The organism is Cytobacillus oceanisediminis 2691 (genome assembly GCF_007678455.1).
Taxonomy (GTDB): domain Bacteria; phylum Bacillota; class Bacilli; order Bacillales; family Cytobacillaceae; genus Mesobacillus; species Mesobacillus oceanisediminis_A.
In genome coordinates this window covers 1-26,895 of the sequence record NZ_VEEP01000019.1, presented here as the reverse complement: position 1 = coordinate 26,895, position 26,895 = coordinate 1, and the positions used below count along the sequence as shown (strand labels likewise).

The following is a 26,895-nucleotide window of genomic DNA, read 5'->3' as shown; positions in this document are numbered from 1 at the left end:
GCCTTTAAGGCCAAGGCCGGTAAGAGAGGCTTTCAGCCGCAGAGCAAACCACCAGTTCACACTGGTGGTTTTGATTTCATGCCCTGATTTATTACGGCTATTTTACAATTGATAAAATGGCTTCGTGGCTTGGAGCCGTCATGTTCATGCTATGATATAATACGTTTGAAACTGAAATTGGAAGGAGATGGGCGATGAAGCCCGTTGCAGATTCAAACGAATTGATGAAGGGAGCCATGGTCCTTACACTGGCAGCCCTGGTTACAAAAATATTAAGCGCTGTATACCGTGTCCCGTTCCAGAACATTGTCGGAGACATTGGCTTTTATATTTATCAGCAGGTATATCCCTTTTTTGGCATTGTCATGGTTTTATCTACATATGGATTTCCTGTGATCATTTCTAAATTATACACGGAGGAGCAGGCTGCTGGTCATCATGGCAGAGCGGACAGGCTGTTGGCCATCTCGCTTGTGTTTCTCAGCTTGATCGGGGTGCTGCTTTTCCTCTTCTTCTTTTTTGGTGCGTCATGGATTTCCGGTAAAATCGGAGACCCTGAATTAACTCCACTATTCAAAGTCGTATCGATCCCATTTTTGCTCTTCCCGTTCATCTCTGTGTTCCGAGGTTACTTTCAGGGGAAGGGAAATATGGTTCCGACAGCGATTTCCCAGGTTTCGGAACAATTCATCCGTGTTGCGACCATCCTGATTTTATCAGCATTCTTTGTACGGCAAGGTTTCTCACTTTATGTAACGGGAGCCGGCGCTGTATTCGGATCAGTAACTGGGGGCCTGATCTCTGTGCTGCTGCTTGGCTTTTATTTCTGGAAAAATAGAGGCGGAGACCCATTCAAGCATTTTCAGGCCAAAGACCTGTTCCATGACACAGCCTGGGCCGTAAAAGCTCTTGTTGTCCAGGGCCTTGCGATCAGCGTTAGTGGCATGCTGTTGATCCTGTTCCAGCTTGCGGACTCATTGAATATGTATTATTCCTTGCTGGATACAGGGCTGACGGCAGACGAAGCAAAGTCGGCAAAAGGGATTTTTGACCGTGGACAGCCGCTCATCCAGCTGGGTGCTGTTGTTGCTACATCGATGTCATTGAGTCTTGTACCAGCTATTTCCGGGGACAAATCAAGTGATCGTCATGAGGGAATCCTCGCGAAAGTCAGGCTGGCGCTTCAGACAAGCCTGGTTTTTGGCGCAGCAGCTGCGGTGGGATTATCCAGCATCATGGTCCCGGTGAATATCATGCTGTTTAAGAATGCCGCTGGATCAAATGTCCTGGCAGTCCTAAGCCTGATGATTTTATTTGCCTCTGTCATCTTGACGATCATGAGCATCCTTCAGGGTCTTGATCACTCGCTGTTCCCGGCAGCAGTCGTTATTGCCGGATTCGGCATGAAATATATATTGAATCTTATCCTGATCCCGAATTTTGGGACGATGGGAGCTGCCTGTGCCACCCTGCTAGCCATGCTGGCTGTCATGATGGTCCTGATTGCAAAATTGCGGCGCGAACTTGGCGGGCCTGTTTTATCACTCGTATTTATCGGGAAAATCCTGCTATCCTCGGCTGTTATGGCTGTTATTTTGCGATTCTTCCTGTTTATAACAGATTTCGGTTATGGATATATTGAACCTGACAGACTCGGAGCTATTTTCCAGGCATTAAGCTCAGTGGCTGTTGGGGCACTTGTTTATTTTTTCGTGCTGGTCAAAACGAGGGCTTTGACTGAAGATGAGCTGGCGACCCTGCCATTCGGAAGCCGGATTGTGCAGCTGTTCTCCAGGTAATGCTTAAATTTAAGAAGGAGGAAGCAGGAAATGACGAAAAAGATTGTCATCATCGGGCTGGGCGCTGGCGACCTCGACCAGCTGCCGCTTGGTGTATATAGAAAATTGCAGCAGGAGAAGAACCTGTTTTTACGGACAAAGGAGCATCCGGTGGTTGCTGAGCTCGAGAAAGAGGGCATGCAGTTTCAATCGTTCGACACAGTCTATGAGAAGCATGACCAGTTTGCGGATGTATATGAGGAAATCACTGAGTTTTTGCTGGCAGAAGCAGACAAGGAACCTGTAACTTATGCTGTTCCCGGACATCCTTTGATTGCGGAGCGGACCGTGCAGCTATTGCTTGAACGAGGTCCGGAACGTGAAACGGAAATTGAGGTCGGAGGCGGCCAAAGCTTCCTTGATGCGATGTTCCAGTCGCTGGCGATTGATCCGATCGATGGATTCCAGCTGCTTGACGGCACTGCTCTGTTAAAAGAAGACCTCCTGCTGAAAAGCCATACAATCATCGGCCAGGTGTATGATGTGTTTGTAGCCTCTGAAGTGAAGCTGACGTTGATGGAAAAATTGCCGGATGACTACGAGGTATACATCGTCACGGCAGCAGGAAGCAGTGGGGAAGTAATTAAAAAGGTTCCATTATATGAACTTGACCGGGAGATGGAATTGAGCAATCTGACATCGGTATATGTTCCTCCGGTTGAAGAGGAACAGATTTTATACAAGGATTTCCGGAAGCTGCGTGGAATTATATCAGAACTGAGGGGTCCAAACGGCTGCCCTTGGGATAAAAAACAAACCCATCAGTCCTTGAAGAAATACTTAATTGAAGAATCATACGAGCTGCTCGAAGCCATCGACAACGACGATATTGACCATATGATAGAGGAATTGGGAGATGTGCTGCTTCAGGTCATGCTCCATGCCCAGATTGGTGAGGATGAAGGATACTTCTCCATTGACGATGTCATTGAAGGGTTATCATCAAAGATGGTGCGCAGACACCCTCATGTTTTTGGCGACAAGACTGCAGAAAATGAAGAGGATGTCATGCGCAACTGGCAGGAAATCAAGGAGCAGGAGAAAGGCGGAGCCGTAAAATCATTGCTCGAGGGAGCCGGCAAAGGGCTGCCAAACCTGTTGAAGGCTTATGAACTGCAAAAAGAAGCAGCAAAAGTCGGCTTTGACTGGAAGACAGTTGCCCCTATCCTGGATAAAGTTAAGGAAGAAATTGAGGAGCTGTCAGCTGAAATAAGCGGGAACGGCCGGTTTGATGACATTCAGCTTGAATACGGAGACATGCTATTTGCACTCGTGAACTTTGCAAGGCATTACGATATTAATCCGGAAGAGGCGTTATACAAAACAAACCAGAAATTCATACGTCGTTTTGCTTTCATCGAAGAGAAGGCAGCTGAAAATGGCCGGAAGCTCGAGGACCATTCCCTCGATGAGCTGGACGCTTATTGGGACGAAGCTAAGAAAAAAGGATTGTAAGGTAAATCAAACCAATTTTAAAAAAGGGGTTTAACTGCGATGAGGCTGGATAAATTTTTAAAGGTGTCAAGATTGATCAAAAGAAGAACATTGGCAAAGGAAGTATCCGATCAGGGAAGGATTTCCATCAACGGTGTTCCGGCAAAAGCGAGCTCTAATGTAAAAGCGGGCGATGAACTGGCGATCCGTTTTGGACAGAAAGTGGTTTCCGTCAAAATTGAGCGGATCCAGGAGAATTCCCGTAAGGAAGACGCGGCTGAAATGTATACGATCCTTGGGGAAGAGCGAATCCCGGGGGACGACGAAGAGTAAACCTGGCTTCGTCTGAAGGCTTGTTCTATTCTGGCTTATCCAATCATAAACATGTACAAAAGGCATTATGATTGTGAGGGGTTAAGATGAGCCAATATTATGAAACGAATCAGACAAAGAGCAACTTGCCGGATCACGATTTAGTGATGAGAGGCAGACGGACATTGGAAATCACAGGAGTAAAGCAGGTTGAAAGTTTTGATAACGAAGAGTTCCTGCTGGAAACGGTCATGGGGTTCCTGGCGATCAAAGGCCAGAATTTGCAAATGAAGAATCTTGATGTCGACAAGGGTGTCGTCTCGATCAAGGGGAAAATCTTCGATCTGGTCTATCTAGATGACCAGCATGGGGAGAAAGCTAAAGGGTTCTTTAGCAAGTTATTCCGATGACACTGTCGACCCAATTTTTGACGATGCTCGCCATGATTGGGATGGGCAGCCTATTCGGAGCTTCACTTGATACGCATAACCGGTTCCTGAAAAGGTCGAAGCGGAAATCCTGGATTGTCTTCATCAATGACATCCTGTTCTGGGTATTCCAGGGTTTGTCGATTTTTTATGTGTTATTTTCAGTAAATATGGGAGAATTGCGTTTTTATATTTTCCTGGCATTATTATGCGGCTTTGCTGCCTATCAAAGCCTATTCAAGAAAACGTACCTAAAGGTGCTCGAGCGCGCGATTTCTATCACCATCAATATCTATTTGTTCTTCGTGAAGGCTGTCAGGCTGCTCATAGTCAGGCCGCTGCAAATGCTGGCCGCCACTGCTCTATCACTCGTGCTCATTACGGGGAGAGGCCTTTATGTTCTGTTAAAATGGCTTCTTTCCGTTTTATTGTGGCTGCTGAAAAACATCATTTGGAAGCCAGTTAAGATGATTTTCCTACTTTTTTGGAAACTTTTGCCGAAAACAGTTAAAAAAAGCGTCGAGAAGTTATATAATAAATTGGCAGGATTTCTAATTATAGTAAAGAATTATTCTACTAAGCCGATAAAATGGATAAAGAACTTAAAAAAATAGGCAGTTTTAAACACGGCCTAAAATAAATGTAAGGAGGACTGCGGGGAATGAGTGTCATCAGGAAAAAGAACATAGCCAGGATTGAAAATCAATATGTACAGCAGCGTGAAAAAGCAGGTATAGCTGAAACCAGGAAGCGGAAACTGCTATTCAGGCGCCTCGCAGTCTTTGCTTTATTCGCATCGATCATCTCCTATTTGATGATCTCCACCTTCATTTCCCAGACGGCAGCGCTGGAAAAGAAGCAGGAGGACAAAACTCAGCTTGAGCAAAAGTTAGCAAACCTCCAGAAAAGGCAGGAAATTCTGGATGAGGAAATTGTCAAATTGAACGATGACGAATACATAGCGAAGCTTGCCCGCAAGGAATACTTCCTATCTGAAAAGAATGAAATCATCTTCAACCTTCCTAAAGAGAAAAAGGACTCCCAAGATTCGCCTTATTGACACTCTTTTTTTATATTCTGTATAATATAAGGTAAGTATGATTTTTTTATATCTTTAAGGAGGCAAAACTTTTTTATGTCAATCGAAGTAGGCAGCAAGCTACAGGGAAAGGTAACAGGTATTACAAATTTCGGGGCGTTCGTGGAACTGCCGGGCGGTTCAACCGGACTCGTTCATATCAGTGAGGTTGCTGACAATTATGTCAAGGATATCAATGACCACCTCAAAGTAGGCGACCAGGTTGAAGTGAAGGTAATCAATGTTGAAAAAGACGGTAAAATTGGTTTATCTATCAAAAAAGCTGTTGACCGACCAGAACGACCAGAACGACCTGCAAGACCAGAAAGAACTGATCGACCATACTCCCAGCGTCCACGTGGCGGCGGAAGAGGAAATGACAACCGAAATGCCCGTCCTGAAAATTTCGAGTCAAAAATGGCGAAATTCCTGAAGGACAGTGAAGACCGTTTGTCATCTCTGAAACGTGCTACCGAATCCAAGCGCGGTGGAAGAGGAGCCAGAAGAGGGTAACTTGCTGCTAAGTGAATATAAATAATAGCAGGTATTATGCTATACCAAGACAAGTCGATCGCTGGCTTGTCTTTTTGTTTTTTCTTAAAAAAGTGCTCATCTTACAATAAAAAACCTCGCTCCTTTAAAAGGAACGAGGTTTTTGCAGTGTTTATGACCCCTACGGGATTCGAACCCGTGTTACCGCCGTGAAAGGGCGGTGTCTTAACCGCTTGACCAAGGGGCCGTATATAGTTATGTGTCCAGCTTCGGCTCCTAGCTCCTCGAGTCGCTTCGGTCCGTCCGACGAAGTCAAAGTAAGACTTCACCAGCCGGCCCTCCAGCGCTTGTCGGAGCTAAGCAGTCGCCTGCGCTTTTCTAAGTAGCGGCGGAGGGGATCGAACCCCCGACCTTACGGGTATGAACCGTACGCTCTAGCCAGCTGAGCTACACCGCCATATTGGTATTGTTTTGAGGCACAAGAAATATAATACATAGATATTAAAATAGTGTCAATGGATTTTTTAAAAGAAAGATAAAAAAGTAACGAGGTAATTTTTAGCGGTCTCTGCAAAATTTCAACATGCGGCGAAAAATAATCCGTGGTTTTTCGAGGAATTGCTTTGTTTACGGGGAAATGAGTCGAACGAAAATTGGTAGCTTGTCCTTGTTTTTGACAAACTTCTGGATTGCTCCCTTTTATAATAATCAGCAACGATAAAAAAGTGGGGAGTGTATTTAATGCAAAAGGTAGAAAGGAACATGATGGAACCGATCGGTGAAGTTCATCTCGAGGAATCGCGATTCAGATTGGCAAAAGGCATGTCGAAGCTGCAATCCAAGATCGAAACCCTTTTCCTGAAAAAAGGCTATATATTCTTGTTCATTGGATTCTTGCTTGGCCGTGCCTTGATACTGGCACAATTAACCCCTTTTAGCCTTCCATTTTTTGCGGCCGTTTACCTCATCCGTAAAGACCGAGCCCCAATTGCACTGTTTGGACTGGTTGCTGGAGCCGCGACCCTATCTTTTACAGACGCGGTTTTCACCTTCGGCTCGGTATTCCTGTTCTTGCTTCTCTACAAACTGACAAAAAAGTGGATCAAGAACAATCTGAAAGTGCTTCCCTTCTATATATTTTTCACTATATTAATAGCCAAAATGTTGAAAGCTCTCATTTTGTCTGGAAATATTACAATGTATGAAGGGATGATGACAGGAGTCGAAGCAGGGCTGGGTTTGGTGTTGACATTCATTTTCCTGCAAAGCATTCCGTTGATGACCTCAAGTCTGCGCAAGCAATCTTTGAAAACAGAGGAAATTGTCTGTTTGATCATCATGCTTGCCTCTGTGATGACAGGAACAATTGGCTGGACCATTTATGACTTATCGGTCGAACACGTCATGTCCCGTTACTTGATCCTCATTTTTTCATTTGTCGCCGGAGCCACGGTGGGTTCTACAGTCGGTGTTGTAACAGGCCTGATTTTCAGTCTTGCGAATGTGTCTAGTTTTTACCATATGAGCCTGCTGGCATTTTCAGGTCTGCTCGGCGGCTTGCTGAAAGAAGGAAAAAAGCCGGGGGTAGCACTCGGACTGTTCATCTCCACACTTTTAATTGGCATGTATGGCGAGGGCGGGGGTGCCCTTAGCCAGACATTGACCGAGTCGGCTGCGGCTGTCCTGCTCTTTTTCCTGACTCCTCAATCACTTATGTCACGTATCGCCAAACATATTCCGGGAACAGCGGAGTACTCAGCAGAACAGCAGCAATATATGAGAAAAATGAGAGATGTGACAGCACAGCGTGTCGTCCAGTTCTCGAATGTATTTGAAGCATTGTCGAAAAGCTTTTCGACTTTGCAGGTCCAGGATGAAACGATTGAAACAGATCGCGATATGGATTATTTCTTGAGCAATGTCACCGAAAAGACATGCCAGACTTGTTTTAAGAAAGACCATTGCTGGACAAGGAACTTTAATACAACCTATGACTATATGAGCGAAATTATGCAGGAGATGGATCAAAATTCCGGTGCAGTGCCCCAGAAACTATCCCGGGATTGGGACAAGCATTGCACGAGATCGAAAAAAGTTCTTGAAATCATGCAGCAGCAGCTGACCTATTACCAGGCCAACCGTAAGCTGAAAAAGCAGGTTCAGGAAAGCAGGCGGCTTGTTGCCGATCAATTGCTGGGTGTATCAGAAGTCATGGGCGATTTCGCCAAGGAAATCCAGCGTGAGCGTGAGAACCACTCCAAGCAGGAAGAGTTGATTCTGGAGTCTCTGCAGGATTTTGGCATTCATATCGAGCATGTGGAAATCTATAGCCTTGAACAGGGCAATGTGGATATCGATATGACCATTCCATATTGCCAGGGACATGGGGAATGCGAAAAGCTGATCGCGCCGATGCTGTCAGATATCCTCAAGGAAAACATCGTCGTCAATTCGGAAGAATGTTCGACATTCCCGAACGGTTTTTGCCATGTGACATTCCGTTCTGCCAAAGCTTTTGTCGTTTCGACTGGAGTGGCGCATGCCGCCAAAGATGGAGACCTTGTTTCCGGGGACAGCTATTCGACCATTGAACTGAGCGGCGGGAAGTTTGCGATTGCCATCAGTGACGGAATGGGCAATGGGGAAAGAGCACATTCAGAGAGCAGGGACACACTGTTATTGCTGCAGCAAATCCTGCAATCTGGAATTGAAGAAAAAGTGGCAATCAAGTCAGTGAACTCCATTTTATCGTTAAGAACAACAGATGAAATATTCTCGACCCTGGACCTCGCTATGATTGACCTGCAAAATGCATCGACAAGATTCCTGAAAATCGGTTCGACCCCGAGCTTCATCAAGCGCGGCTCCAAGGTGATGAAGGTACAGGCAAGCAACCTTCCGATGGGAATTTTGCAGGAGTTCGAAGTGGATGTCGTTGGCGAGCAGCTGAAGGCTGGAGACCTGTTGATCATGATGAGCGATGGTGTTTTCGAAGGGCCGAAGCATGTCGAGAATTACGATCTATGGATGAAGCGGAAAATCAATGAGCTCCAGACTGAAGATCCACAGGCCATCGCCGATTTGATCATGGAGGAAGTCATCCGTTCCCGCGGAGGTTCCATTGAGGATGACATGACCGTCGTTGTCGCGAAAATCGATCACAATATCCCCAAATGGGCATCGATTCCGATGGCTAATTATCAAAAGAGAGCCTAACCGCTTTAATTAGGCAATAAAGTAATGAGTTAGGAAATGTTTAGCTCAGCGCCCAGCCAGTTTTCATCACTGAGAATGTATATTTCCCCTCTACTTCGTCGAAAATGGTAACAAATTTATTATAGGCTTCTTGCTTTTACTAGATTGTAAAAGTAGGGCCTGGAAGTGAGGGGATTGCATGAAAACAGGTACAATCAGGCAAATATTGCTCATTACAGATGGATGCTCAAACCAAGGTGAAGATCCGATCGCAATGGCTGCGCTGGCCAAGGAGCAAGGGATTACGGTTAATGTCATTGGTGTGATGGAACAGGACATGATAGATGAACAGGGCATGAAAGAAATCGAGGGAATTGCGATGTCCGGCGGCGGCGTCAGCCAGATTGTGTATGCGCAGCAGCTTTCACAGACAGTGCAGATGGTAACGAGGAAAGCGATGACCCAGACTCTTCAGGGAGTGGTCAATAAGGAGCTTCAGCAAATCCTTGGAGGGGGCAGGACAGTAGAAGACCTTCCTCCGGAGCAGCGCGGGGAAGTCATGGAAGTTGTGGACGAGCTTGGGGAGACGGTCGAGCTCGATGTGTTGATTCTTGTCGATACGAGCGCGAGCATGAAGCATAAGCTGCCGACTGTAAAAGAAGCCTTGCTGGACTTGAGTTTGAGTTTGAATGCGCGTTCAGGCGATAATCACTTTTCGGTGTTTGTATTTCCCGGGAAACGAAACGATGTCGAAAAATTGCTGGATTGGACACCTAAGCTTGAATCGCTTACCAGCATTTTTGCCAAGCTGACGACTGGCGGAATTACACCGACAGGACCGGCGATTCGTGAAGCCCTTTCCTATTTCAATAAAAAACGATCTTTAAGGAGCCTTCTGTCCCGTGATGATGAATCCTTCTTTGAAGAATCTGTGTAAGGTCATTCCCGGAACCATCATTGAAGGGAAATGGCATCACAATCGCTATACCATCATTAAAGAGCTTGGTTTTGGAGCCAATGGGATTGTTTATTTAGCAAGGCATGACAATAAACAAGTTGCATTGAAAATGAGCGATAATGGAATGTCGGTCACTTCTGAGGTCAATGTATTGAAAGCTTTTGCCAAGGTCCAGGGATCTGCCCTCGGGCCTTCTTTGCTGGATGTGGATGATTGGGAACGCCCAGGAAAGAAAGTCAGCTTCTATGTCATGGAATTCATAAAAGGGCCGGATTTTCTCGCTTTTCTTGAGCAAAAGGGACCAGACTGGACTGGAGTGATGATCCTTCAGCTGCTTGCTGATTTGCAGCTGCTTCATGATAATGGCTGGGTATTCGGCGATTTAAAACCGGAAAATTTGATTGTGACAGGACCACCGGCGAGGATTCGCTGTATCGATGTCGGCGGAACGACGATGCAGGGCCGATCAATCAAAGAGTTCACGGAATTCTTCGACCGGGGTTACTGGGGACTTGGAAGCAGAAAGGCAGAGCCCGGGTACGATTTGTTTGCCGTCGGCATGATCATGGTCAACACTGTCTATCCGAAAAGGTTTACGAAGAACTCAGGCGGAATCAATGAAATCATGGAAAAGGTGAAGCAAAGCCCGGAGTTGAGGAGATACGAAAAGGTCATTTACAATGCACTGTCTGGGAAATACCGGTCTGCAAAAGAAATGAGGAATGATTTACTCCGGGTACATCAGCCGGATGCACCATCGAGAAACACTCGCCAGCAAAAGCCTGCCCCACAGAAGCAGACACAGCCGAGTCCGGCACGAAGCACTGTGAGGAGGTCATCATCAACAGCATCCGGACAGACGCGAAAGGGCTATAACAAGAGAAGGAAGAAGTCCTCCACTCTCGAAACCGCCACCATCATCCTGATTATCTCATTGTTATATTTTTTCTATATTTATAGCCAGATTACCTGATATTTTTGAAACCTTTTACGGGCTCATCCGTAGATAATGGATTAGAGTCCTCATTTTTGATAAGTACTATGGAAAGTGTTAAGCTGAAAAAATAATAAACCTATTTAGAAGATTAATGAATTGCCGGCTTGGGTATAGAGTTAAACCGGCAATTCGGTAAGGAAGAGCATGATGATTGATATGAAGGTGAATGCCTTTCTTGAAAGGCATGGTTTTCAGCTGAATAACAGGTCAATCGCGGTTGGTGTTTCCGGAGGACCGGATTCGCTTGCTCTGCTTCACTACTTATCTGAGCAGCGGGAACGGAGATCATTGAGGATTATTGCTGTCCACGTTGACCATATGTTCCGTGGTGATGAATCTTATCAGGATGCTTTGTTTGTAAAAGATTTTTGCGGAAAACGGGGTCTTCCCTTTGAGATGAAAAGGGTCAATGTGCCAGCTTATATGGAAGAGACAGGTTTAAGCTCCCAACAAGCCGCCCGCGAATGCCGATATGCCTTTTTCGAGGAAGTGATGGATAAACATCAACTTGAATACCTTGCATTGGGGCATCATGGGGACGACCAGGTCGAAACGGTTTTGATGAGGCTTACCAGGGGCAGTTCAGGAGCAGCAAGGGCAGGTATTCCTTTTTCCCGCAAAATGGGTCCGTTCACGGTTTTCAGGCCATTTTTATGCCTGACAAAAAGGGAACTGGAAGAGTATTGCTCCGAGAATTCCCTGGAACCCAGAATCGACCCCAGCAATCAGAAGGCATACTATAGCAGGAACCGATTCAGGAAAACCGTCCTGCCCTTTTTAAAAGAAGAGAATCCGGGAGTCCATGAACATTTCCAGCGCTTCAGCGAAGAATTGCAGATGGATGAAAAGTATCTTCTTGAATTAACAAGGAAAGAATTGAATAAAGTAATGAAGAAAGAGGACCGAGGGGTCACGATCCATATTAGTTCTTTTCGGGAAATGCCAATGCCTTTACAAAGAAGAGCGATTAAACTAATATTAAATTATCTTTACAATGATCGACCTGCTTCTCTTTCCGCCATACATATTGAAAAGATTTTTTCAATAATTCGCAACCCCCATCCGTCAGGAACACTTGATTTCCCCAGCGGTTTAAGAATCATACGATCGTATGGAAATTGCCAATTCACATTGAACCCGCCAGAAAGGCAAAGCTATTGTTTTGAAATTTCAGGACCAAAACAGCTGATCTTGCCGAATGGTGACCTCATTGATGCCCAATTGCTCAATGATGCTCATGTCAGGGATATTTCCAATTATCGTTTCATCGTCGACCTGGAGGAAACAGGCGCTCCCTTGTACATCCGCACAAGAAAGGATGGTGACAGGATGTCTTTGAAGGGGATGAAGGGGTCAAAGAAGCTGAAAGATATTTTCATCGATATGAAAATCCCATTAGGACAAAGGGATGAATGGCCGGTCGTCACAGACCCGGAAGACAGGATCCTTTGGCTTCCAGGCCTGAAAAAGTCGAATAATGAGGCAAATGAACAAGGAAACAGGTTATTACTATTAACTTATATAAAGCATTGATATCTTCCAGGGGGCACAATGATCATGATGAAAAATGATATTGAAAAAGTATTGTTTACAGAAGAAGAGATTCAGGAAAAAACAAAGAAGCTGGCGGCTCAATTAACTGAAGAATACCAGGACCGTTTCCCGCTGGCAATCGGAGTCCTGAAGGGCGCAATGCCTTTCATGGGTGACCTGCTTAAGCGCGTGGATGCATACCTTGAAATGGATTTCATGGATGTTTCAAGTTATGGAAATGCTATGGTATCATCCGGTGAGGTCAAAATCCTTAAGGACCTTGATACTTCCGTTGAAGGAAGGGACATTTTGATCATCGAGGACATCATCGACAGCGGATTGACTCTCAGCTATTTGGTGGAGTTGTTCAGATACCGCAAGGCAAAGTCCATCAAAATTGTCACTCTGCTTGATAAACCAACAGGAAGAAAGGCTGACATCGCAGCAGATTATGTTGGGTTTATCGTTCCTGATGAGTTTGTTGTTGGATATGGTCTTGATTACGCGGAAAAATACCGTAACCTTCCGTATATTGGTATTCTAAAGCCGGAAGTATACACAAAATAAAAAACGGTTACGATTTAGTGAATGAAAATTAACATTCCGCATAACAACTAAATATTCTGAATGTTAATTTCTTGTATTAGCATAATTTGCTATGATACTATTTAGTATAGTTTGTCTACCGTGGGAGGAGGTAAGGGATGAATCGGATCTTCCGTAATACCATCTTTTATTTATTGATATTTTTAGTCATTATCGGAGTAGTGAGCTTCTTTAATGGAAATAACCAGCCAACTGAACAAATCTCTTACGATAAATTCATGCAGGAACTTGAGGCAGGCAATGTGGCAGGAACTCTGACGCTGCAGCCTGAACGAGGTGTGTATGAAGTAAGGGGCCAGATGAAGGGCCAGGAAGAGGGCAAAGGCTTCATTACTTATGTATGGAGCAACCCGGATACATTAAACCGCATTGAACAGACGGCTGCTGATGCAGATGTCGATATTAAACCTGCAAAAGAAACAAGCGGATGGGTAACGTTCTTTACATCCATCATTCCGTTCATCATTATTTTCATTCTGTTCTTCTTCTTGCTTAACCAGGCTCAGGGCGGCGGCAGCCGTGTCATGAACTTCGGCAAAAGCAAAGCGAAGCTGTATAACGAAGAAAAGAAGAAAGTCCGCTTCAAGGATGTTGCGGGTGCAGATGAAGAAAAGCAAGAGCTAGTCGAGGTTGTTGAGTTCCTTAAGGACCCTCGTAAGTTCGCCGAGCTTGGAGCGCGTATACCAAAGGGAATCCTGTTGGTAGGACCTCCAGGAACCGGTAAAACATTGCTTGCACGTGCTGTTGCCGGGGAAGCGGGAGTACCGTTCTTCTCAATCAGCGGTTCCGACTTCGTAGAAATGTTTGTCGGTGTCGGTGCGTCACGTGTGCGTGATTTATTTGAAACAGCTAAAAAGAATGCTCCATGTATTATCTTCATCGATGAAATCGATGCTGTCGGCCGCCAGCGTGGTGCTGGTCTGGGCGGAGGGCACGATGAGCGTGAACAGACGCTCAACCAGTTGCTTGTTGAAATGGATGGATTTGGTGCCAACGAGGGAATCATCATCGTAGCGGCTACAAACCGCCCTGATATCCTTGACCCTGCATTGCTGCGTCCAGGCCGTTTCGACCGCCAGATTACAGTTGACCGCCCGGATGTCACTGGCCGTGAAGCTGTATTGAAGGTGCATGCGAGAAATAAACCACTTGATGAGTCTGTTAACTTAAAGAGTATTGCGGCTCGTACTCCAGGTTTCTCTGGAGCGGACCTTGAAAACTTGCTAAATGAAGCAGCGCTTGTTGCAGCCAGAAGGAATAAGAAGAAGATCGACATGTTGGATTTGGATGAAGCAACAGACCGCGTCATTGCCGGTCCTGCCAAAAAGACACGGGTCATCTCCAAAAAGGAAAGAAATATTGTTGCCTTCCATGAAGCCGGCCATACCGTCATCGGCGTCGTTCTTGATGAAGCCGAAATGGTCCACAAGGTAACGATTGTCCCTCGCGGACAGGCAGGCGGTTACGCTGTCATGCTTCCTAAGGAAGACCGTTACTTTATGACAAAGCCTGAACTTCTTGATAAAATCACCGGCCTCCTTGGCGGCCGTGTAGCGGAAGAAATCGTCTTTGGCGAAGTGAGCACTGGTGCCCACAATGACTTCCAGCGCGCGACAGGCATTGCGAGAAGAATGGTTACTGAATTCGGGATGAGTGATAAACTCGGACCATTGCAGTTCGGCCAGGCGCAGGGCCAGGTATTCCTTGGACGCGACCTGAATAATGAACAGAACTATTCAGATAAGATTGCTTATGAAATTGATGTGGAGATCCAAACCATTATCAAGGATTGTTATGCAAGGGCGAAGGACCTTCTTACAAAGCATCGTGATAAGCTTGATATTATCGCGAATACGCTTCTTGAAGTCGAAACGCTCGATGCAGAACAGATCAAGCATCTGATCGATCATGGACGTCTTCCTGAGCGCAGTGTGAGCCTGGATAATGACGACATGAAAGTGAACATCAACACGAAAAAGGATGAGCTGCCTGCAATCGAAGAGACTGACAGGACAGTTGACTCAGTCATTGAGGATCCAAAGGCAATCGACGAGAATCCAAAAGAATAAATTCATGAAGCAGGTGTCCCGTTACGGGACACCTGCTTATTTTTCTGGACGCTGTTCAGTTGGCAGGGACAATCAGAATCGGTTGACTTTATTTAGTGAATTCCCGGCGATTATGGTATGATATTTGCAGAATTGATTCAGAAAACTACTGATAAGTTGGTGAATAGCTTGATTTTTGTTTTTGACGTCGGGAATACAAATATCGTGTTGGGTGTTTATGAGCAGGAAGAGTTGAAACACCACTGGAGAATCGAAACAAACCGCCATAGAACAGAAGATGAGTTTGGGATGATCATCAAAAATCTTTTTGACCATGTCAATCTCTCTTTTTCTGATATAGATGGAATCATCATATCGTCCGTTGTACCGCCAATCATGTTCTCGCTTGAAAGAATGTGCCAGAAGTATTTCCACCTAAAACCATTAGTCGTTGGGCCTGGCATCAAGACAGGTCTTGACATCAAATACGAAAATCCGAGGGAAGTCGGTGCAGACCGAATCGTCAATGCAGTTGCGGCAATCCATGAATATGGCAGCCCGTTGATTATCGTCGATTTCGGAACAGCGACAACCTATTGTTATATCAATGACCATAATCAGTATATGGGCGGAGCGATTGCCCCGGGGATCGGCATCTCTACCGAAGCCCTTTATTCGCGTGCTGCCAAGCTTCCGAGGATTGAAATCAGCCGTCCGGATGACGTGATTGGCAAAAACACGGTGTCAGCGATGCAAGCGGGTATCCTGTATGGATATGTTGGGCAAGTAGAGGGAATAGTTAAACGGATGAAAGATAAGAGTGCGGTCACGACTAAAGTGATTGCCACTGGCGGACTGGCGAATTTAATCGCCCAGGAATCAACTGTCATTGACGTTGTCGATCCGTTTTTGACTTTAAAAGGACTGCAGCTTATCTATAAGCGCAACATGGATAAAAACAGCTAAGCTTCCTGGATGGGAGGACGCATTAAACTTTACAGCATGAAGGGAGTAGAACAATGAGTGATTATTTAGTAAAGGCACTTGCTTTTGATGGACAGGTCAGGGCGTATGCAGCAAAAACGACTGAAACTGTTGGAGAGGCACAGCGCCGCCATTATACATGGCCTGTTGCATCAGCCGCACTTGGCCGCACGATGACTGCTGGTGTGATGATGGGTGCGATGATGAAAGGCGAAGATAAATTAACGGTTAAAATCGAAGGCGGTGGTCCGCTTGGATTGATCCTCGTTGACAGCAATGCCAAAGGGGAAGTCAGAGGCTATGTTTCGAATCCTCATGTCCACTTCGACCTGAATGAGCATGGCAAGCTGGATGTAAGACAGGGTGTCGGTACAGACGGAACGCTTACTGTTGTAAAAGATCTTGGCTTGCGTGACTATTTTACGGGACAAGTTCCTATTGTTTCAGGAGAACTAGGTGAAGATTTCACTTATTACTTTGCGACATCTGAGCAGGTCAATTCTTCAGTTGGTGTCGGAGTGCTCGTCAATCCTGACAACTCAATCAAAGCGGCAGGCGGCTTCATCCTCCAATTGATGCCTGGAACGACAGAAGAAACGATTTCAGCAATCGAAAAGAGATTAGAATCCATTCCGCCGGTCTCGAAACTAATTGAAAAAGGCCTGTCTCCTGAGGAACTTTTAGAAGAACTGCTTGGCAAAGACAATGTCAAGTTCCTTGAGACGATGCCGGTTTCATTCGTGTGCAACTGTTCAAAAGACCGCTTCAGCAATGCACTGGTCAGTCTCGGAGCAGAAGAAATCCGTGATATGATCGATACAGAAGGACAGGCTGAAACGCATTGCCATTTCTGCAACGAAAAATATATGTTCACAAAAGAAGAACTGGAAGAGATAGAAAAAGAAGCAAAATAAGCAAGTGCTGGGGGAAGAGAAGTGGAAAAAAAGCAGCTTTGGTACATTATTGCCGGGTTAGCCATATTGAATGCAATCACTCTTGTCATGCTTCTGGCCAAGCCTGCAATCCTTGAAGGGAAGAAGGAGACAGTAGCGGAGGTTGGCAAGGAGTCGATCACCCGCCAGCAATGGCTCACCGAGCTGGAAGAACGGTATGGACAAGAGACGCTCAGGGACCTGATCGATCAGGAAGTGGTCAGGCAGATGGCTGACGAATATGGAATTGAATTATCCGACAAAGCAGTCGAACGGGAACTGACCATTTATAAGGCGATGTATTCGTCGCCAGGGAATGAACCTAAGAGCGAAGAAAAATGGAAGCAGCAGATCAAATACAGTTTGCTGCTTGAAGAACTGCTGACAAAGGATGTCCAAGTATCAAATGAGGATATGAAAACCTTCTATGATCAAAACAAGAGTCTCTTTGATATCCCTGCCTCGTATCATCTATCTCAAATCATTGTCGAAACGAAACAAGATGCAGAATCTGCAGTGAAGGAGCTAAAGGATGGCTCTAGCTTTGCCGCACTGGCGATGGAGCGTTCGATCGATGAGTTTTCTGCTAATGAGGGCGGCGACATAGGCTTTGTAACCGAAGAAGATGAACTCATTTCCCCGGAAGTGATTTCAGCGGCCAAATCCCTGAAACCTGAGGAATGGACCGGACCTGTAAAAGTGGAAAATGGCTATGCGATTGTTTACCTGCACGAAAAGCTGGAAGGCAAGAAATATAGCTTCAGCGAGGTCAAGAACCAGATCCGCAGACAGATAGCCCTGGAACAGATGGATATCCCTGTGTCTGCCCGTGCATTTTGGAATGATGCCGAAGTCAGCTGGTTCTATGGCGAGACCAGCAAAAAATAATCATGGAAGCACCGGTTTTAGCGACCGGTGCTTTCTTTCTATCGTTCGCTATGCGATGCGTTTTTCTTGTTTAGTGGGAGTAAAAATAGGATAGTTTAAAAAGGATGGGCAGAAGCCTGATATCTGTTTTTGTCGAAGCATACTGATTGACATAGACTAAAAGTACTGGTAAATTTTAATAAAACCAATTAAAATACTCGGATTAAGAGGTGGATAATATGGTACGTATTGCGAACTCGATTAATGAGCTGATTGGCCAAACACCGATTGTGAAACTGAACAGGCTGGTTGATGACCAAAGTGCCGATGTGTATCTGAAGCTTGAATACATGAACCCGGGAAGCAGTGTCAAGGATCGGATCGCACTTGCGATGATTGAGGATGCTGAAGGAAAGGGTGTCCTTAAGCAGGGAGATACAATCATTGAACCAACAAGCGGCAATACCGGGATCGGTCTTGCAATGGTGGCAGCTGCTAAGGGATATAAAGCCATTCTCGTCATGCCGGAAACGATGAGCATGGAGCGCCGTAACCTGCTGCGGGCATATGGGGCAGACCTCGTGCTGACTCCTGGTCCTGAAGGGATGGGCGGAGCGATCCGCAAGGCAGAGGAGCTGGCTAAGGAAAATGGCTATTTCATGCCTCAGCAGTTCGAGAATGAAGCCAATCCTACCATCCACGAAAGAACGACCGGTCCGGAAATCGTCGAGCAGATGGGTGACCAGCTTGATGCGTTCATTGCGGGCATCGGGACAGGGGGAACCATCACCGGTGCAGGAAAGGTTCTTCGCCAGAAGTATAAGGACATCAAAATTGTTGCTGTCGAACCGACAGACTCTCCCGTTTTATCAGGAGGAAAGCCAGGACCCCACAAAATCCAGGGGATTGGCGCAGGTTTCGTGCCTGGCGTCCTTGACACCGATGTATACGATGAAATCATCAAGGTGGAAAATGAACAGGCATTCGACTATGCCCGCCGTGCGGCAAAAGAAGAAGGCATCCTCGGAGGAATCTCTTCTGGTGCGGCGATCTATGCAGCGCTTGAAATTGCGAAAAAACTGGGCAAAGGCAAGAAAGTCCTTGCGATCATCCCAAGCAACGGGGAACGCTATCTGAGCACACCACTTTATCAATTCGACAACTAATATTTAACGGGAGGCAGGCCGGCAAAGCTTGCCTCTTTTTGCTGTGTCCAAGAATCCACTTAAAAAACTGCTCCTTTTTCTGCAAAATCCATGAATTTAAAAATGAAAGCGCGCGTTTCATAATGTATGATGGATAAAGAGAAAAAAATAGGGGTGACGAGCTTGCCGCACTACAGCATTCATACTCAAAGTATATCTTATACGGCTTCACGTTTTTTTCATCAATACGACCATATTGCCCAACAATATAAAGAGCATGTCATCCTCGAAAGTGGACGGGGCGGGCGTTACAGCATGGCTGCTTTTCGTCCGGAAATCACTTTTTCAGGAAAAGACCATAAATTGATGATTCATAAAAATGGAATGAAAACCACGCTTGAAGGGAATCCTCTTGACTTAATGAAGCGGGAAATGGAAGACTTCCGGGTCCCGGAAGTGGAAGGTCTCCCAGATTTCCAGGGTGGGGCGATTGGCTATATCAGCTATGATTATGCCCGCTATATCGAAAAGCTTCCGCAAATGGCAAAGGATGATTCCGGCATACCAGAGATTTATTTTCAGGTGTATATGGAGTGGTTCGTGTTTGACCACCAGACAGAAACCCTATGGATCATGGCCCTGAGTAAACCGGGCCAGGAAGAGCAGACAAAAGAAAGGCTGTCAGAGTGGCAAAAACGCTGGGAGGCTGGAATACCGGTGATGCTCGCGGAAAAAGCGGACAAGCCAGGCGCAGAGGAGCTGCATGTCTCGATGGATGAAGGCGCCTTTATTCAGGCAGTGGAAAGGATTCAGCAATACATTTCTCAGGGTGATGTCTTCCAGGTCAATCTATCTGTCAGGCAATCAGAGCCAATCGAAACAGAAGCGCTCGAAGTGTATCGCCAGCTGCGCAAGCTGAACCCATCTCCGTATATGGGCTATTTGCATACGCCGGATTTCCAGCTCGTCAGCGGCTCACCCGAACTTTTGGCAAAAGTAAATGGTTCGGAAGTCAGCACCAGGCCCATTGCCGGAACTCGTTCGCGGGGCAGGACAGATCAGGAAGATCTGCAGCTTGCCAGCGAGTTGATCAATAACGAAAAAGAACGGGCTGAACATGTCATGCTTGTCGATCTTGAACGGAATGACCTTGGAAGAGTGTGCAAATACGGAACAGTCGAGGTCAATGAATTCATGGTCATCGAAAAATACTCTCATGTGATGCATATCGTTTCGAATGTCAGGGGCGAGCTTGCAGAAGGTGAAACTTGGTTCGATGTTGTGAATGCAACCTTCCCGGGCGGAACGATTACAGGTGCTCCGAAGGTGAGGACGATGGAAATCATTGAAGAGCTTGAGCCGGTGCGGCGGGGCCCATATACCGGTTCGCTGGGCTGGATCGGGTTTAACGGCAATATGGAACTGAACATCATCATCCGCACGATGCTTGTCAAGGATGGGATGGCACATGTCCAGGCGGGAGCAGGCGTCGTCATCGACTCCCTCCCGGCAAATGAATACAAGGAATCGTTAAAGAAAGCCATCGCGCTTTGGAAGGCAAAAGAGCTTGCGGAGGGAAACGCATGATTTTGATGATTGATAATTATGATTCATTCACATATAACCTGGTTCAATATCTCGGTGAAATGGGTGAGGAACTGAAGGTTATCCGCAATGACCAGACATCCATCCAGGGAATCGCAGAGCTGGATCCAAAGTTTTTGATGATCTCCCCGGGGCCGTGCAGTCCGAATGAAGCAGGCATCAGTTTGGAAGCCATCAAAAATTTCGCTGGCAAGACGCCGATCTTTGGTGTCTGCCTCGGCCATCAGTCCATTGCCCAGGTATTTGGCGGTGACGTTATCCGGGCGGAGCGGCTCATGCACGGAAAAACATCGATGGTCTACCACGACGGAGAGACTATTTTTGAAGGTGTGGAAAACCCATTCCCTGCGGCACGCTATCATTCTCTCATTGTCAAAAAGGAAACCCTTCCAGACTGCCTTGAGATCTCAGCCTGGACGGAAGAAGGGGAAATCATGGCCATCCGCCATAAAACCCTGCCTGTGGAAGGTGTCCAGTTCCATCCCGAATCGATTTTGACAACTCCGGGAAAGCAGCTTATGAGGAACTTCATTGCACATTACAATTTAACGAAGGAAGTAAGCTTTTAATGAAACTCTATATAAATGGCCAGTTCATGGATAAGAATGAGGCAGCGATTTCCCCTTTTGACCATGGTTTTTTATATGGTTTGGGTGTCTTTGAAACCTTCAGAATCTACAATGGCCACCCGTTTTTGCTGGATGACCATCTGGAGCGGCTGAATGCCAGTCTGCGGATTCTGGACATCGAAGCTGAATTCACCAGGGATGAAACGGTCAAGATTCTGGTTGCCCTTTTAGCTGAAAACTCTCTCACGGATGCGTATATCCGGTTTAATGTCTCCGCAGGGAATGGAGAAATCGGCTTGCAGACGGAAAGCTATAATGAGCCAAATGTGATTGTTTTTGCCAAACCTTTGCAACCGGCAGGCGATATGAATGAGAAACAGGCCGTGCTTCTGGAGTTAAGGCGCAACACTCCAGAAGGAAGTGCCAGGTTGAAATCGCATCATTATCTCAATAACGTATTGGCCAAGCGTGAGGCGGGCCCTGCAATGGATACAGAGGGTATTTTTTTGAATGATGAAGGTTTCCTGGCGGAAGGGATTGTTTCTAATCTATTTTGGTACAGGGAGGGGATCTTGTTCACTCCGGCCGTCGATACCGGTATTTTGGATGGAGTAACCCGCAGGTTCGTCATCGAGTTGGCCCGTACAGCAGGCATTGAGGTACGTGAAGGCTTTTACAAAAAAGAGGAAGCGGAAGCAGCCGGCGAAATCTTCCTGACGAACTCGATCCAGGAAATCGTCCCGGTCACTTCTTTTTCAGGTAAAAGTTTTCCTGGGAAATCTGGAGAGATTGTCAGAAGTCTATTTAGGCGATATGAAGCAATGCGAGAAACGATATGGAGCAGAACACAATTGGATGGAGGACTCGCAAAATGAAAACTGTGATAAAAGCTGGTCCATATACATTGGATTACAGCAATCAAACGTTGATCATGGGAATCTTGAATGTAACGCCCGATTCGTTTTCGGATGGCGGCAAATACAACCACCTTGAAACTTCCGTGGTCCGTGCGAAGCAAATGATGGGGGACGGAGCACATATCCTCGATATCGGCGGTGAATCGACCAGGCCTGGTTATGAACGGATTTCGGATGAAGAGGAGATCAGCAGGGTGGTACCTGCAATCGAAGCAATCACAGAGGAATTGCAGGCACCGATCTCCATCGATACCTATAAATCAAAGGTTGCCAAAAGCGCGATCGACGCCGGAGCGGTGATCATCAATGATATCTGGGGAGCAAAGGAAGACCCTGAGATTGCCGATGTTGCAGCTGAAACGGGCGTGCCCATCATCCTGATGCATAATCGCAATGATCGAAACTATACTCATTTCATTCGGGACGTACTGAATGATCTATATGAAAGCATTACAATTGCCAAGAAAGCTGGCGTCAGTGATGAACAAATCATCCTGGACCCGGGTATTGGCTTTGCAAAAGACCTGGCAGAGAACCTGGAGATGATGCGCCATCTAGATACTCTTGTGTCACTGGGTTATCCAGTTCTGCTGGGCACCTCAAAAAAATCGATGATTGGCGGCGTGCTCGACCTTCCTGTTTCTGAACGGACGGAAGGAACAGGAGCGACAGTATGCTATGGAATCCAGAAGGGCTGCCAGATCGTCAGGATCCATGATGTAAAAGAAATGTCGCGAATGGCAAAAATGATGGATGCGATGATGGGGAAGGGTGAGTTCAGTGGATAAAATACATGTCAATCAAATGGAGTTTTACGGCTACCATGGTGTGTTTCCTGAAGAAACAAGGCTTGGCCAGAGGTTTGCGGTGGATTTGACGGTGGAGCTGGACCTGTCGAGAGCTGGGAAAAGTGATGAACTTCAGCATTCCATCAACTACGCTGACTTATATCAAGTATGCAAAGATATTGTGGAAGGCAAACCATACAAGCTGGTGGAAGCCATTGCTGAGAAGATTGCCGGCACCATTCTCGATCAGTTTTCGCTTGTCGAAGCATGCCATGTAAAAGTCATCAAGCCAGACCCGCCAATACCGGGACACTATAAATCCGTCGCAGTCGAAATCACAAGGAGTAGATGACAGTGGAAAACAAAGCATATATTGCGCTAGGGTCCAATATGGGTGACCGGTTCGGGTATTTGACACAGGCCATTATACTCCTTGAGGGCCATGAGGAAATTTCAGTGGTAAATACTTCTTCCATCTATGAGACGGATCCGGTTGGCTATACCGATCAGGATCAATTTTTAAATATGGCAATCGAAGTAAAGACAAGTCTCCCTCCTGTTGAACTCCTTGATACATGCCTGGAGATCGAATTGAAGCTTGGGAGAAAAAGGGAAATAAAGTGGGGTCCCAGAACTTTAGACCTTGACATCTTGCTGTATAATCACGAAAATATTGAAACAGAGAAGCTTACAATTCCGCACCCTCGGATGAGCGAACGCGCATTTGTAATCCTTCCATTGCTTGAAATGGATCCGCATATCACGCTCCCATCCACCGGGGAGCCACTGGCAAACGATTTACTAAGTATACCGGATAGAGAAGGAGTACGAATATGGAAGCAGAAAAATGGGGAAGACGTATTCGCGCTTATCGAAAGCTGAAGGGTTACACACAGGAAGGCTTCGCAAAAGAGCTTGGCATTTCGGTTTCAGTCCTCGGAGAAATCGAACGGGGAAACAGAATGCCTCATGAAAAATTGATTGCCAGAATCGCAGAGTTTCTGGATGTCGGATTGGATGAGTTAACCCCGCAGTAGGGTTTAAGTGATCCTTTACCATCGTGATTGTGGTTTTCCGCTTCGTGTGGAACTCAACAGGACGAAAAGAAGGAGGAAGGACATGCTTAAGATTGGCGATATTGAGATGAAGAACCAGGTCGTGCTTGCGCCAATGGCTGGCGTCTGCAACTCTGCGTTCCGTCTGACGGTAAAAGAATTCGGCGCAGGACTTGTATGTGCGGAAATGGTCAGCGATAAAGGAATTGTTCTGCAAAACGATCGGACACTCGATATGTTATATATAGATGAACGTGAAAAGCCGCTCAGCCTGCAGATTTTTGGCGGCGAAAAAGAAACGCTTGTCCAGGCGGCCAAATATGTCGACAAAAATACGAATGCCGATATCATTGATATCAATATGGGCTGCCCTGTACCGAAGATCACAAAATGTGATGCAGGTGCGAAATGGCTTCTTGACCCAAACAAAATCTATGAAATGGTATCTGCTGTTGTTGATGCCGTTGATAAGCCGGTAACGGTTAAAATGCGCATGGGCTGGGATGACGAACATATTTTCGCCATAGAGAATGCACGCGCTGTAGAACGAGCTGGGGGTAAGGCGATAGCCCTTCACGGCCGTACACGTGTCCAGATGTATGAAGGACAAGCGAACTGGGACATCATCCGTGATGTCAAGCAGGCAGTAACCATTCCTGTGATTGGCAATGGTGATGTCCAGACGCCTCAGGATGCAAAGAGAATGCTTGATGAAACAGGAGTGGACGGAGTGATGATCGGCCGCGCGGCTCTCGGTAACCCGTGGATGATTTACCGCACGGTTAAATACCTGGAAACAGGCGAATTGATGGGTGAACCGACCGCCCGCGAGAAGATCGATGTCAGCATCCTTCACCTGGACCGCCTGATCGCACTGAAAAATGAACACATAGCTGTCCGCGAAATGCGCAAACATGCTGCATGGTATATGAAAGGCATCCGCGGCAACGCAAGGATTCGCAATGGGATCAATGAATGCACAACGAGAGACCAATATGCCAGCTTAGTAAGAAACTTCGCTGATGAAGTGGAAACAGAAGAGCAAAATGCACATCAGGTTGGATAAAAATTGACATTAACCATCACATTTCCTATAATACCTTTATCCTTAAATGTAACTGCCAGTGGTCAAACTGGCAGTTTTTATTCTATTTAAGAGATTTTTAATGTCTGAATACGTTTGTTTGTGTAAAATAATAAAAGTATCCACCAAACATAATCAGGATTACATATTAAATTTAATTATATATTGGAGTGAAAGCGACATGAGTCATGAAGAATTAAACGACCAGCTCAGAGTCAGAAGGGAAAAAATGAGTGCATTGCGTGAAAAGGGCATGGACCCATTCGGCAAAAGATTCGAGCGCACCCATCTTACTGAAGAGCTGATCAGCGAATATGGTGAATTGGAAAAAGAAGAAATCGAGACAAAGAATGTCGCGGTGAAGATTGCTGGACGGATCATGACGAAGCGCGGAAAAGGAAAAGCAGGCTTTGCACACATCCAGGACCTAGCTGGCCAGATCCAGATTTATGTCCGCCAGGATGCAGTCGGCGAAGAACAATACGAAGTTTTTGACTCTGCTGACCTTGGTGATATTGTCGGTGTTGAGGGAACCCTTTTCAAAACCAAAGTTGGCGAACTTTCCATAAAAGCTCAAAACTTTGTGTTCCTGTCAAAAGCACTGCGCCCGCTTCCTGAAAAGTTCCATGGACTCAAGGATGTCGAGCAGCGTTATCGCCAGCGTTATCTTGACCTTATTACGAGCAACGAAAGCAAGACGACATTCATCAACCGCAGCCGCATCATCCAGTCAATGCGCCGTTATCTTGATGGACAAGGATACCTTGAAGTGGAAACGCCATTAATGCACTCTATTGCCGGCGGAGCTTCAGCACGTCCTTTCATTACTCATCATAACGCTCTCGATATGCAGCTTTACATGCGGATCGCAATCGAGCTTCACTTGAAGCGCCTGATTGTCGGAGGCCTGGAAAAGGTATATGAAATCGGACGTGTATTCCGTAATGAAGGTGTATCGACAAGACATAATCCGGAATTCACCATGCTTGAGCTTTATGAGGCATATGCTGATTGGAGAGACATCATGTCCCTTACAGAGAACATGGTTGCGTACATTGCAGAGGATGTTCTCGGAACAACGACGATCCAGTATGGCGAATATGAAATCGACCTGAAGCCGGAGTGGAAGAGAGTTCATATGGTTGATGCGATTAAGGAACATACAGGAGTGGACTTCTGGCCGCAAATGAGCACAGAGGAAGCACGTGCGCTGGCGAAAGAACATGGAGTGGAAATCACTGAACATATGCAGTTCGGACACATCGTCAATGAATTCTTTGAGCAAAAAGTAGAAGAGCACCTGATCCAGCCTACATTCATTTACGGCCACCCGGTTGACATTTCTCCTTTGGCGAAAAAGAATGATGAGGACTCTCGCTTCACGGACCGCTTCGAATTGTTCATCGTTGCCAGGGAACATGCTAACGCGTTCACTGAGCTGAATGATCCAATCGATCAAAGGGAACGTTTTGAAGCGCAACTGAAAGAAAAAGAGCAAGGTAATGATGAAGCACATGAAATGGATGAAGACTTCATCGAAGCATTGGAATATGGGATGCCGCCAACAGGCGGACTGGGAATTGGGATCGACCGGCTTGTTATGCTGCTGACCAATTCACCATCCATCAGGGATGTACTGTTATTCCCATTGATGCGCCATCGTTAATAATATTGGAAGGCAAAACGGCAATCGTCGTTTTGCCTTTTATTTTTGTGAAGTATATAGGTGGATTCGTCAGTAGATTTGCCTACAGAAATATGAATTATCTTTCTTTTGTTTCTGTGAATAAAAATCTAAAAAAGAGGTTGCTATTGAAGAATAAAGGTGCTATATTTATATCTGTTGCTGCGAGCTACTTAGTTAGCAACAAAGAAAATGAAAAAAACTTATTGACATCGGGTTTTGAACCTGATAGTATATAAGAGTTGCTTCTGACGGAGCAACAAACAAATATTGTTCTTTGAAAACTAAACAAACAAGCGTCAACAAACAATAAATTATCATGCTTCTATTAATAGAAGACATGAGC

Annotated in this window: 26 protein-coding genes and 2 tRNA genes; 26 read left to right on the top strand and 2 right to left on the bottom strand. The window is 46.0% G+C overall.

Annotated features, from left to right (window positions below):
* Positions 1-194: 194 nt before the first annotated feature.
* The 7 genes from FS736_RS22855 (at position 195) to FS736_RS22825 (ending at position 5,603) form a co-directional block, all read left to right on the top strand.
* Positions 195-1,799, top strand: a complete 1,605-nt coding sequence (locus FS736_RS22855) for a putative polysaccharide biosynthesis protein (protein ID WP_144481420.1) — start codon at positions 195-197, stop codon at positions 1,797-1,799.
* Positions 1,800-1,829: 30 nt separating this feature from the next.
* On the top strand, positions 1,830-3,293 hold the full coding sequence (gene yabN, locus FS736_RS22850) for a bifunctional methyltransferase/pyrophosphohydrolase YabN (RefSeq protein WP_144481419.1): 1,464 nt from the start codon (positions 1,830-1,832) through the stop codon (positions 3,291-3,293).
* Between the two features lie 39 nt (positions 3,294-3,332).
* Entirely contained in the window at positions 3,333-3,605 is a 273-nt protein-coding gene (locus FS736_RS22845) for an RNA-binding S4 domain-containing protein (protein WP_144481418.1), read from the top strand.
* 86 nt (positions 3,606-3,691) lie between these two features.
* Positions 3,692-3,994, top strand: coding sequence for a sporulation protein YabP (yabP, locus tag FS736_RS22840; protein WP_079504197.1), 303 nt, complete (start codon positions 3,692-3,694; stop codon positions 3,992-3,994).
* Positions 3,991-4,626 (top strand): spore cortex biosynthesis protein YabQ, encoded by a 636-nt coding sequence (gene yabQ / locus FS736_RS22835; RefSeq protein WP_144481417.1) that lies wholly within the window; start codon positions 3,991-3,993, stop codon positions 4,624-4,626. Before yabP ends, yabQ begins: the two co-directional genes overlap by 4 nt.
* Before the next feature lie 47 nt (positions 4,627-4,673).
* Positions 4,674-5,072, top strand: coding sequence for an FtsB family cell division protein (locus tag FS736_RS22830; protein WP_144481416.1), 399 nt, complete (start codon positions 4,674-4,676; stop codon positions 5,070-5,072).
* Between the two features lie 75 nt (positions 5,073-5,147).
* Positions 5,148-5,603, top strand: coding sequence for a S1 domain-containing RNA-binding protein (locus FS736_RS22825; protein WP_144481415.1), 456 nt, complete (start codon positions 5,148-5,150; stop codon positions 5,601-5,603).
* Between the two features lie 154 nt (positions 5,604-5,757).
* On the opposite strand, the gene FS736_RS22820 is transcribed toward FS736_RS22825, so the two are convergent.
* Together FS736_RS22820 and FS736_RS22815 are read right to left on the bottom strand one after the other, a co-directional pair.
* Positions 5,758-5,829: transfer RNA gene (locus FS736_RS22820), tRNA-Glu, on the bottom strand.
* A gap of 136 nt (positions 5,830-5,965) precedes the next feature.
* Positions 5,966-6,039 (bottom strand) — tRNA-Met (locus tag FS736_RS22815).
* Positions 6,040-6,323: 284 nt separating this feature from the next.
* Between FS736_RS22815 and spoIIE the strand changes: the two genes are divergently transcribed.
* From spoIIE to lysS, 19 genes are all read left to right on the top strand, one after another.
* Entirely contained in the window at positions 6,324-8,798 is a 2,475-nt protein-coding gene (spoIIE, locus tag FS736_RS22810) for a stage II sporulation protein E (protein ID WP_144481414.1), read from the top strand.
* Positions 8,799-8,976: 178 nt separating this feature from the next.
* Positions 8,977-9,714 carry a vWA domain-containing protein gene (locus FS736_RS22805; RefSeq protein WP_144481413.1) on the top strand — a complete coding sequence of 246 codons (738 nt, stop codon included), beginning with the start codon at positions 8,977-8,979 and terminating at the stop codon, positions 9,712-9,714.
* Positions 9,683-10,708 carry a protein kinase domain-containing protein gene (locus FS736_RS22800; RefSeq protein ID WP_144481412.1) on the top strand — a complete coding sequence of 342 codons (1,026 nt, stop codon included), beginning with the start codon at positions 9,683-9,685 and terminating at the stop codon, positions 10,706-10,708. The genes FS736_RS22805 and FS736_RS22800 overlap by 32 nt, the downstream gene beginning before the upstream one ends.
* Positions 10,709-10,879: 171 nt before the next feature.
* Positions 10,880-12,265: a tRNA lysidine(34) synthetase TilS gene (tilS, locus tag FS736_RS22795; protein ID WP_144481422.1), complete on the top strand. Its 1,386-nt coding sequence runs from the start codon at positions 10,880-10,882 to the stop codon at positions 12,263-12,265.
* A gap of 27 nt (positions 12,266-12,292) precedes the next feature.
* The gene (gene hpt / locus FS736_RS22790; RefSeq protein ID WP_186326894.1) at positions 12,293-12,832 is read left to right on the top strand and encodes a hypoxanthine phosphoribosyltransferase; all 540 of its coding nucleotides are present in this window, start codon (positions 12,293-12,295) and stop codon (positions 12,830-12,832) included.
* A 137-nt stretch (positions 12,833-12,969) separates the two neighbouring features.
* Positions 12,970-14,940 carry an ATP-dependent zinc metalloprotease FtsH gene (ftsH, locus tag FS736_RS22785; protein ID WP_144481410.1) on the top strand — a complete coding sequence of 657 codons (1,971 nt, stop codon included), beginning with the start codon at positions 12,970-12,972 and terminating at the stop codon, positions 14,938-14,940.
* A 168-nt stretch (positions 14,941-15,108) separates the two neighbouring features.
* The gene (locus tag FS736_RS22780) at positions 15,109-15,885 is read left to right on the top strand and encodes a type III pantothenate kinase (protein WP_186326893.1); all 777 of its coding nucleotides are present in this window, start codon (positions 15,109-15,111) and stop codon (positions 15,883-15,885) included.
* Between the two features lie 53 nt (positions 15,886-15,938).
* Positions 15,939-16,817, top strand: a complete 879-nt coding sequence (gene hslO, locus FS736_RS22775; protein WP_144481408.1) for an Hsp33 family molecular chaperone HslO — start codon at positions 15,939-15,941, stop codon at positions 16,815-16,817.
* A gap of 21 nt (positions 16,818-16,838) precedes the next feature.
* The gene (locus tag FS736_RS22770; protein WP_144481407.1) at positions 16,839-17,723 is read left to right on the top strand and encodes a peptidyl-prolyl cis-trans isomerase; all 885 of its coding nucleotides are present in this window, start codon (positions 16,839-16,841) and stop codon (positions 17,721-17,723) included.
* Between the two features lie 218 nt (positions 17,724-17,941).
* Positions 17,942-18,868 (top strand): cysteine synthase A, encoded by a 927-nt coding sequence (gene cysK, locus FS736_RS22765; protein ID WP_144481406.1) that lies wholly within the window; start codon positions 17,942-17,944, stop codon positions 18,866-18,868.
* Positions 18,869-19,030: 162 nt separating this feature from the next.
* Complete coding sequence (pabB, locus tag FS736_RS22760) at positions 19,031-20,434, top strand: aminodeoxychorismate synthase, component I (RefSeq protein ID WP_395883867.1); 1,404 nt, start codon at positions 19,031-19,033, stop codon at positions 20,432-20,434.
* Entirely contained in the window at positions 20,431-21,021 is a 591-nt protein-coding gene (gene pabA, locus FS736_RS22755; protein WP_144481405.1) for an aminodeoxychorismate/anthranilate synthase component II, read from the top strand. Before pabB ends, pabA begins: the two co-directional genes overlap by 4 nt.
* The gene (pabC, locus tag FS736_RS22750; protein WP_144481404.1) at positions 21,021-21,896 is read left to right on the top strand and encodes an aminodeoxychorismate lyase; all 876 of its coding nucleotides are present in this window, start codon (positions 21,021-21,023) and stop codon (positions 21,894-21,896) included. Before pabA ends, pabC begins: the two co-directional genes overlap by 1 nt.
* Positions 21,893-22,726, top strand: a complete 834-nt coding sequence (folP, locus tag FS736_RS22745; RefSeq protein WP_144481403.1) for a dihydropteroate synthase — start codon at positions 21,893-21,895, stop codon at positions 22,724-22,726. Before pabC ends, folP begins: the two co-directional genes overlap by 4 nt.
* Positions 22,719-23,078, top strand: a complete 360-nt coding sequence (gene folB / locus FS736_RS22740; protein WP_144481402.1) for a dihydroneopterin aldolase — start codon at positions 22,719-22,721, stop codon at positions 23,076-23,078. The genes folP and folB overlap by 8 nt, the downstream gene beginning before the upstream one ends.
* Positions 23,079-23,080: 2 nt before the next feature.
* Positions 23,081-23,608: a 2-amino-4-hydroxy-6-hydroxymethyldihydropteridine diphosphokinase gene (folK, locus tag FS736_RS22735; protein ID WP_144481401.1), complete on the top strand. Its 528-nt coding sequence runs from the start codon at positions 23,081-23,083 to the stop codon at positions 23,606-23,608.
* Positions 23,560-23,763: a helix-turn-helix domain-containing protein gene (locus FS736_RS22730; protein WP_144481400.1), complete on the top strand. Its 204-nt coding sequence runs from the start codon at positions 23,560-23,562 to the stop codon at positions 23,761-23,763. Before folK ends, FS736_RS22730 begins: the two co-directional genes overlap by 49 nt.
* 82 nt (positions 23,764-23,845) lie before the next feature.
* Complete coding sequence (dusB, locus tag FS736_RS22725; RefSeq protein WP_144481399.1) at positions 23,846-24,847, top strand: tRNA dihydrouridine synthase DusB; 1,002 nt, start codon at positions 23,846-23,848, stop codon at positions 24,845-24,847.
* A gap of 199 nt (positions 24,848-25,046) precedes the next feature.
* Positions 25,047-26,531: a lysine--tRNA ligase gene (gene lysS / locus FS736_RS22720; protein WP_144481398.1), complete on the top strand. Its 1,485-nt coding sequence runs from the start codon at positions 25,047-25,049 to the stop codon at positions 26,529-26,531.
* The last annotated feature ends 364 nt before the right edge of the window (positions 26,532-26,895 follow it).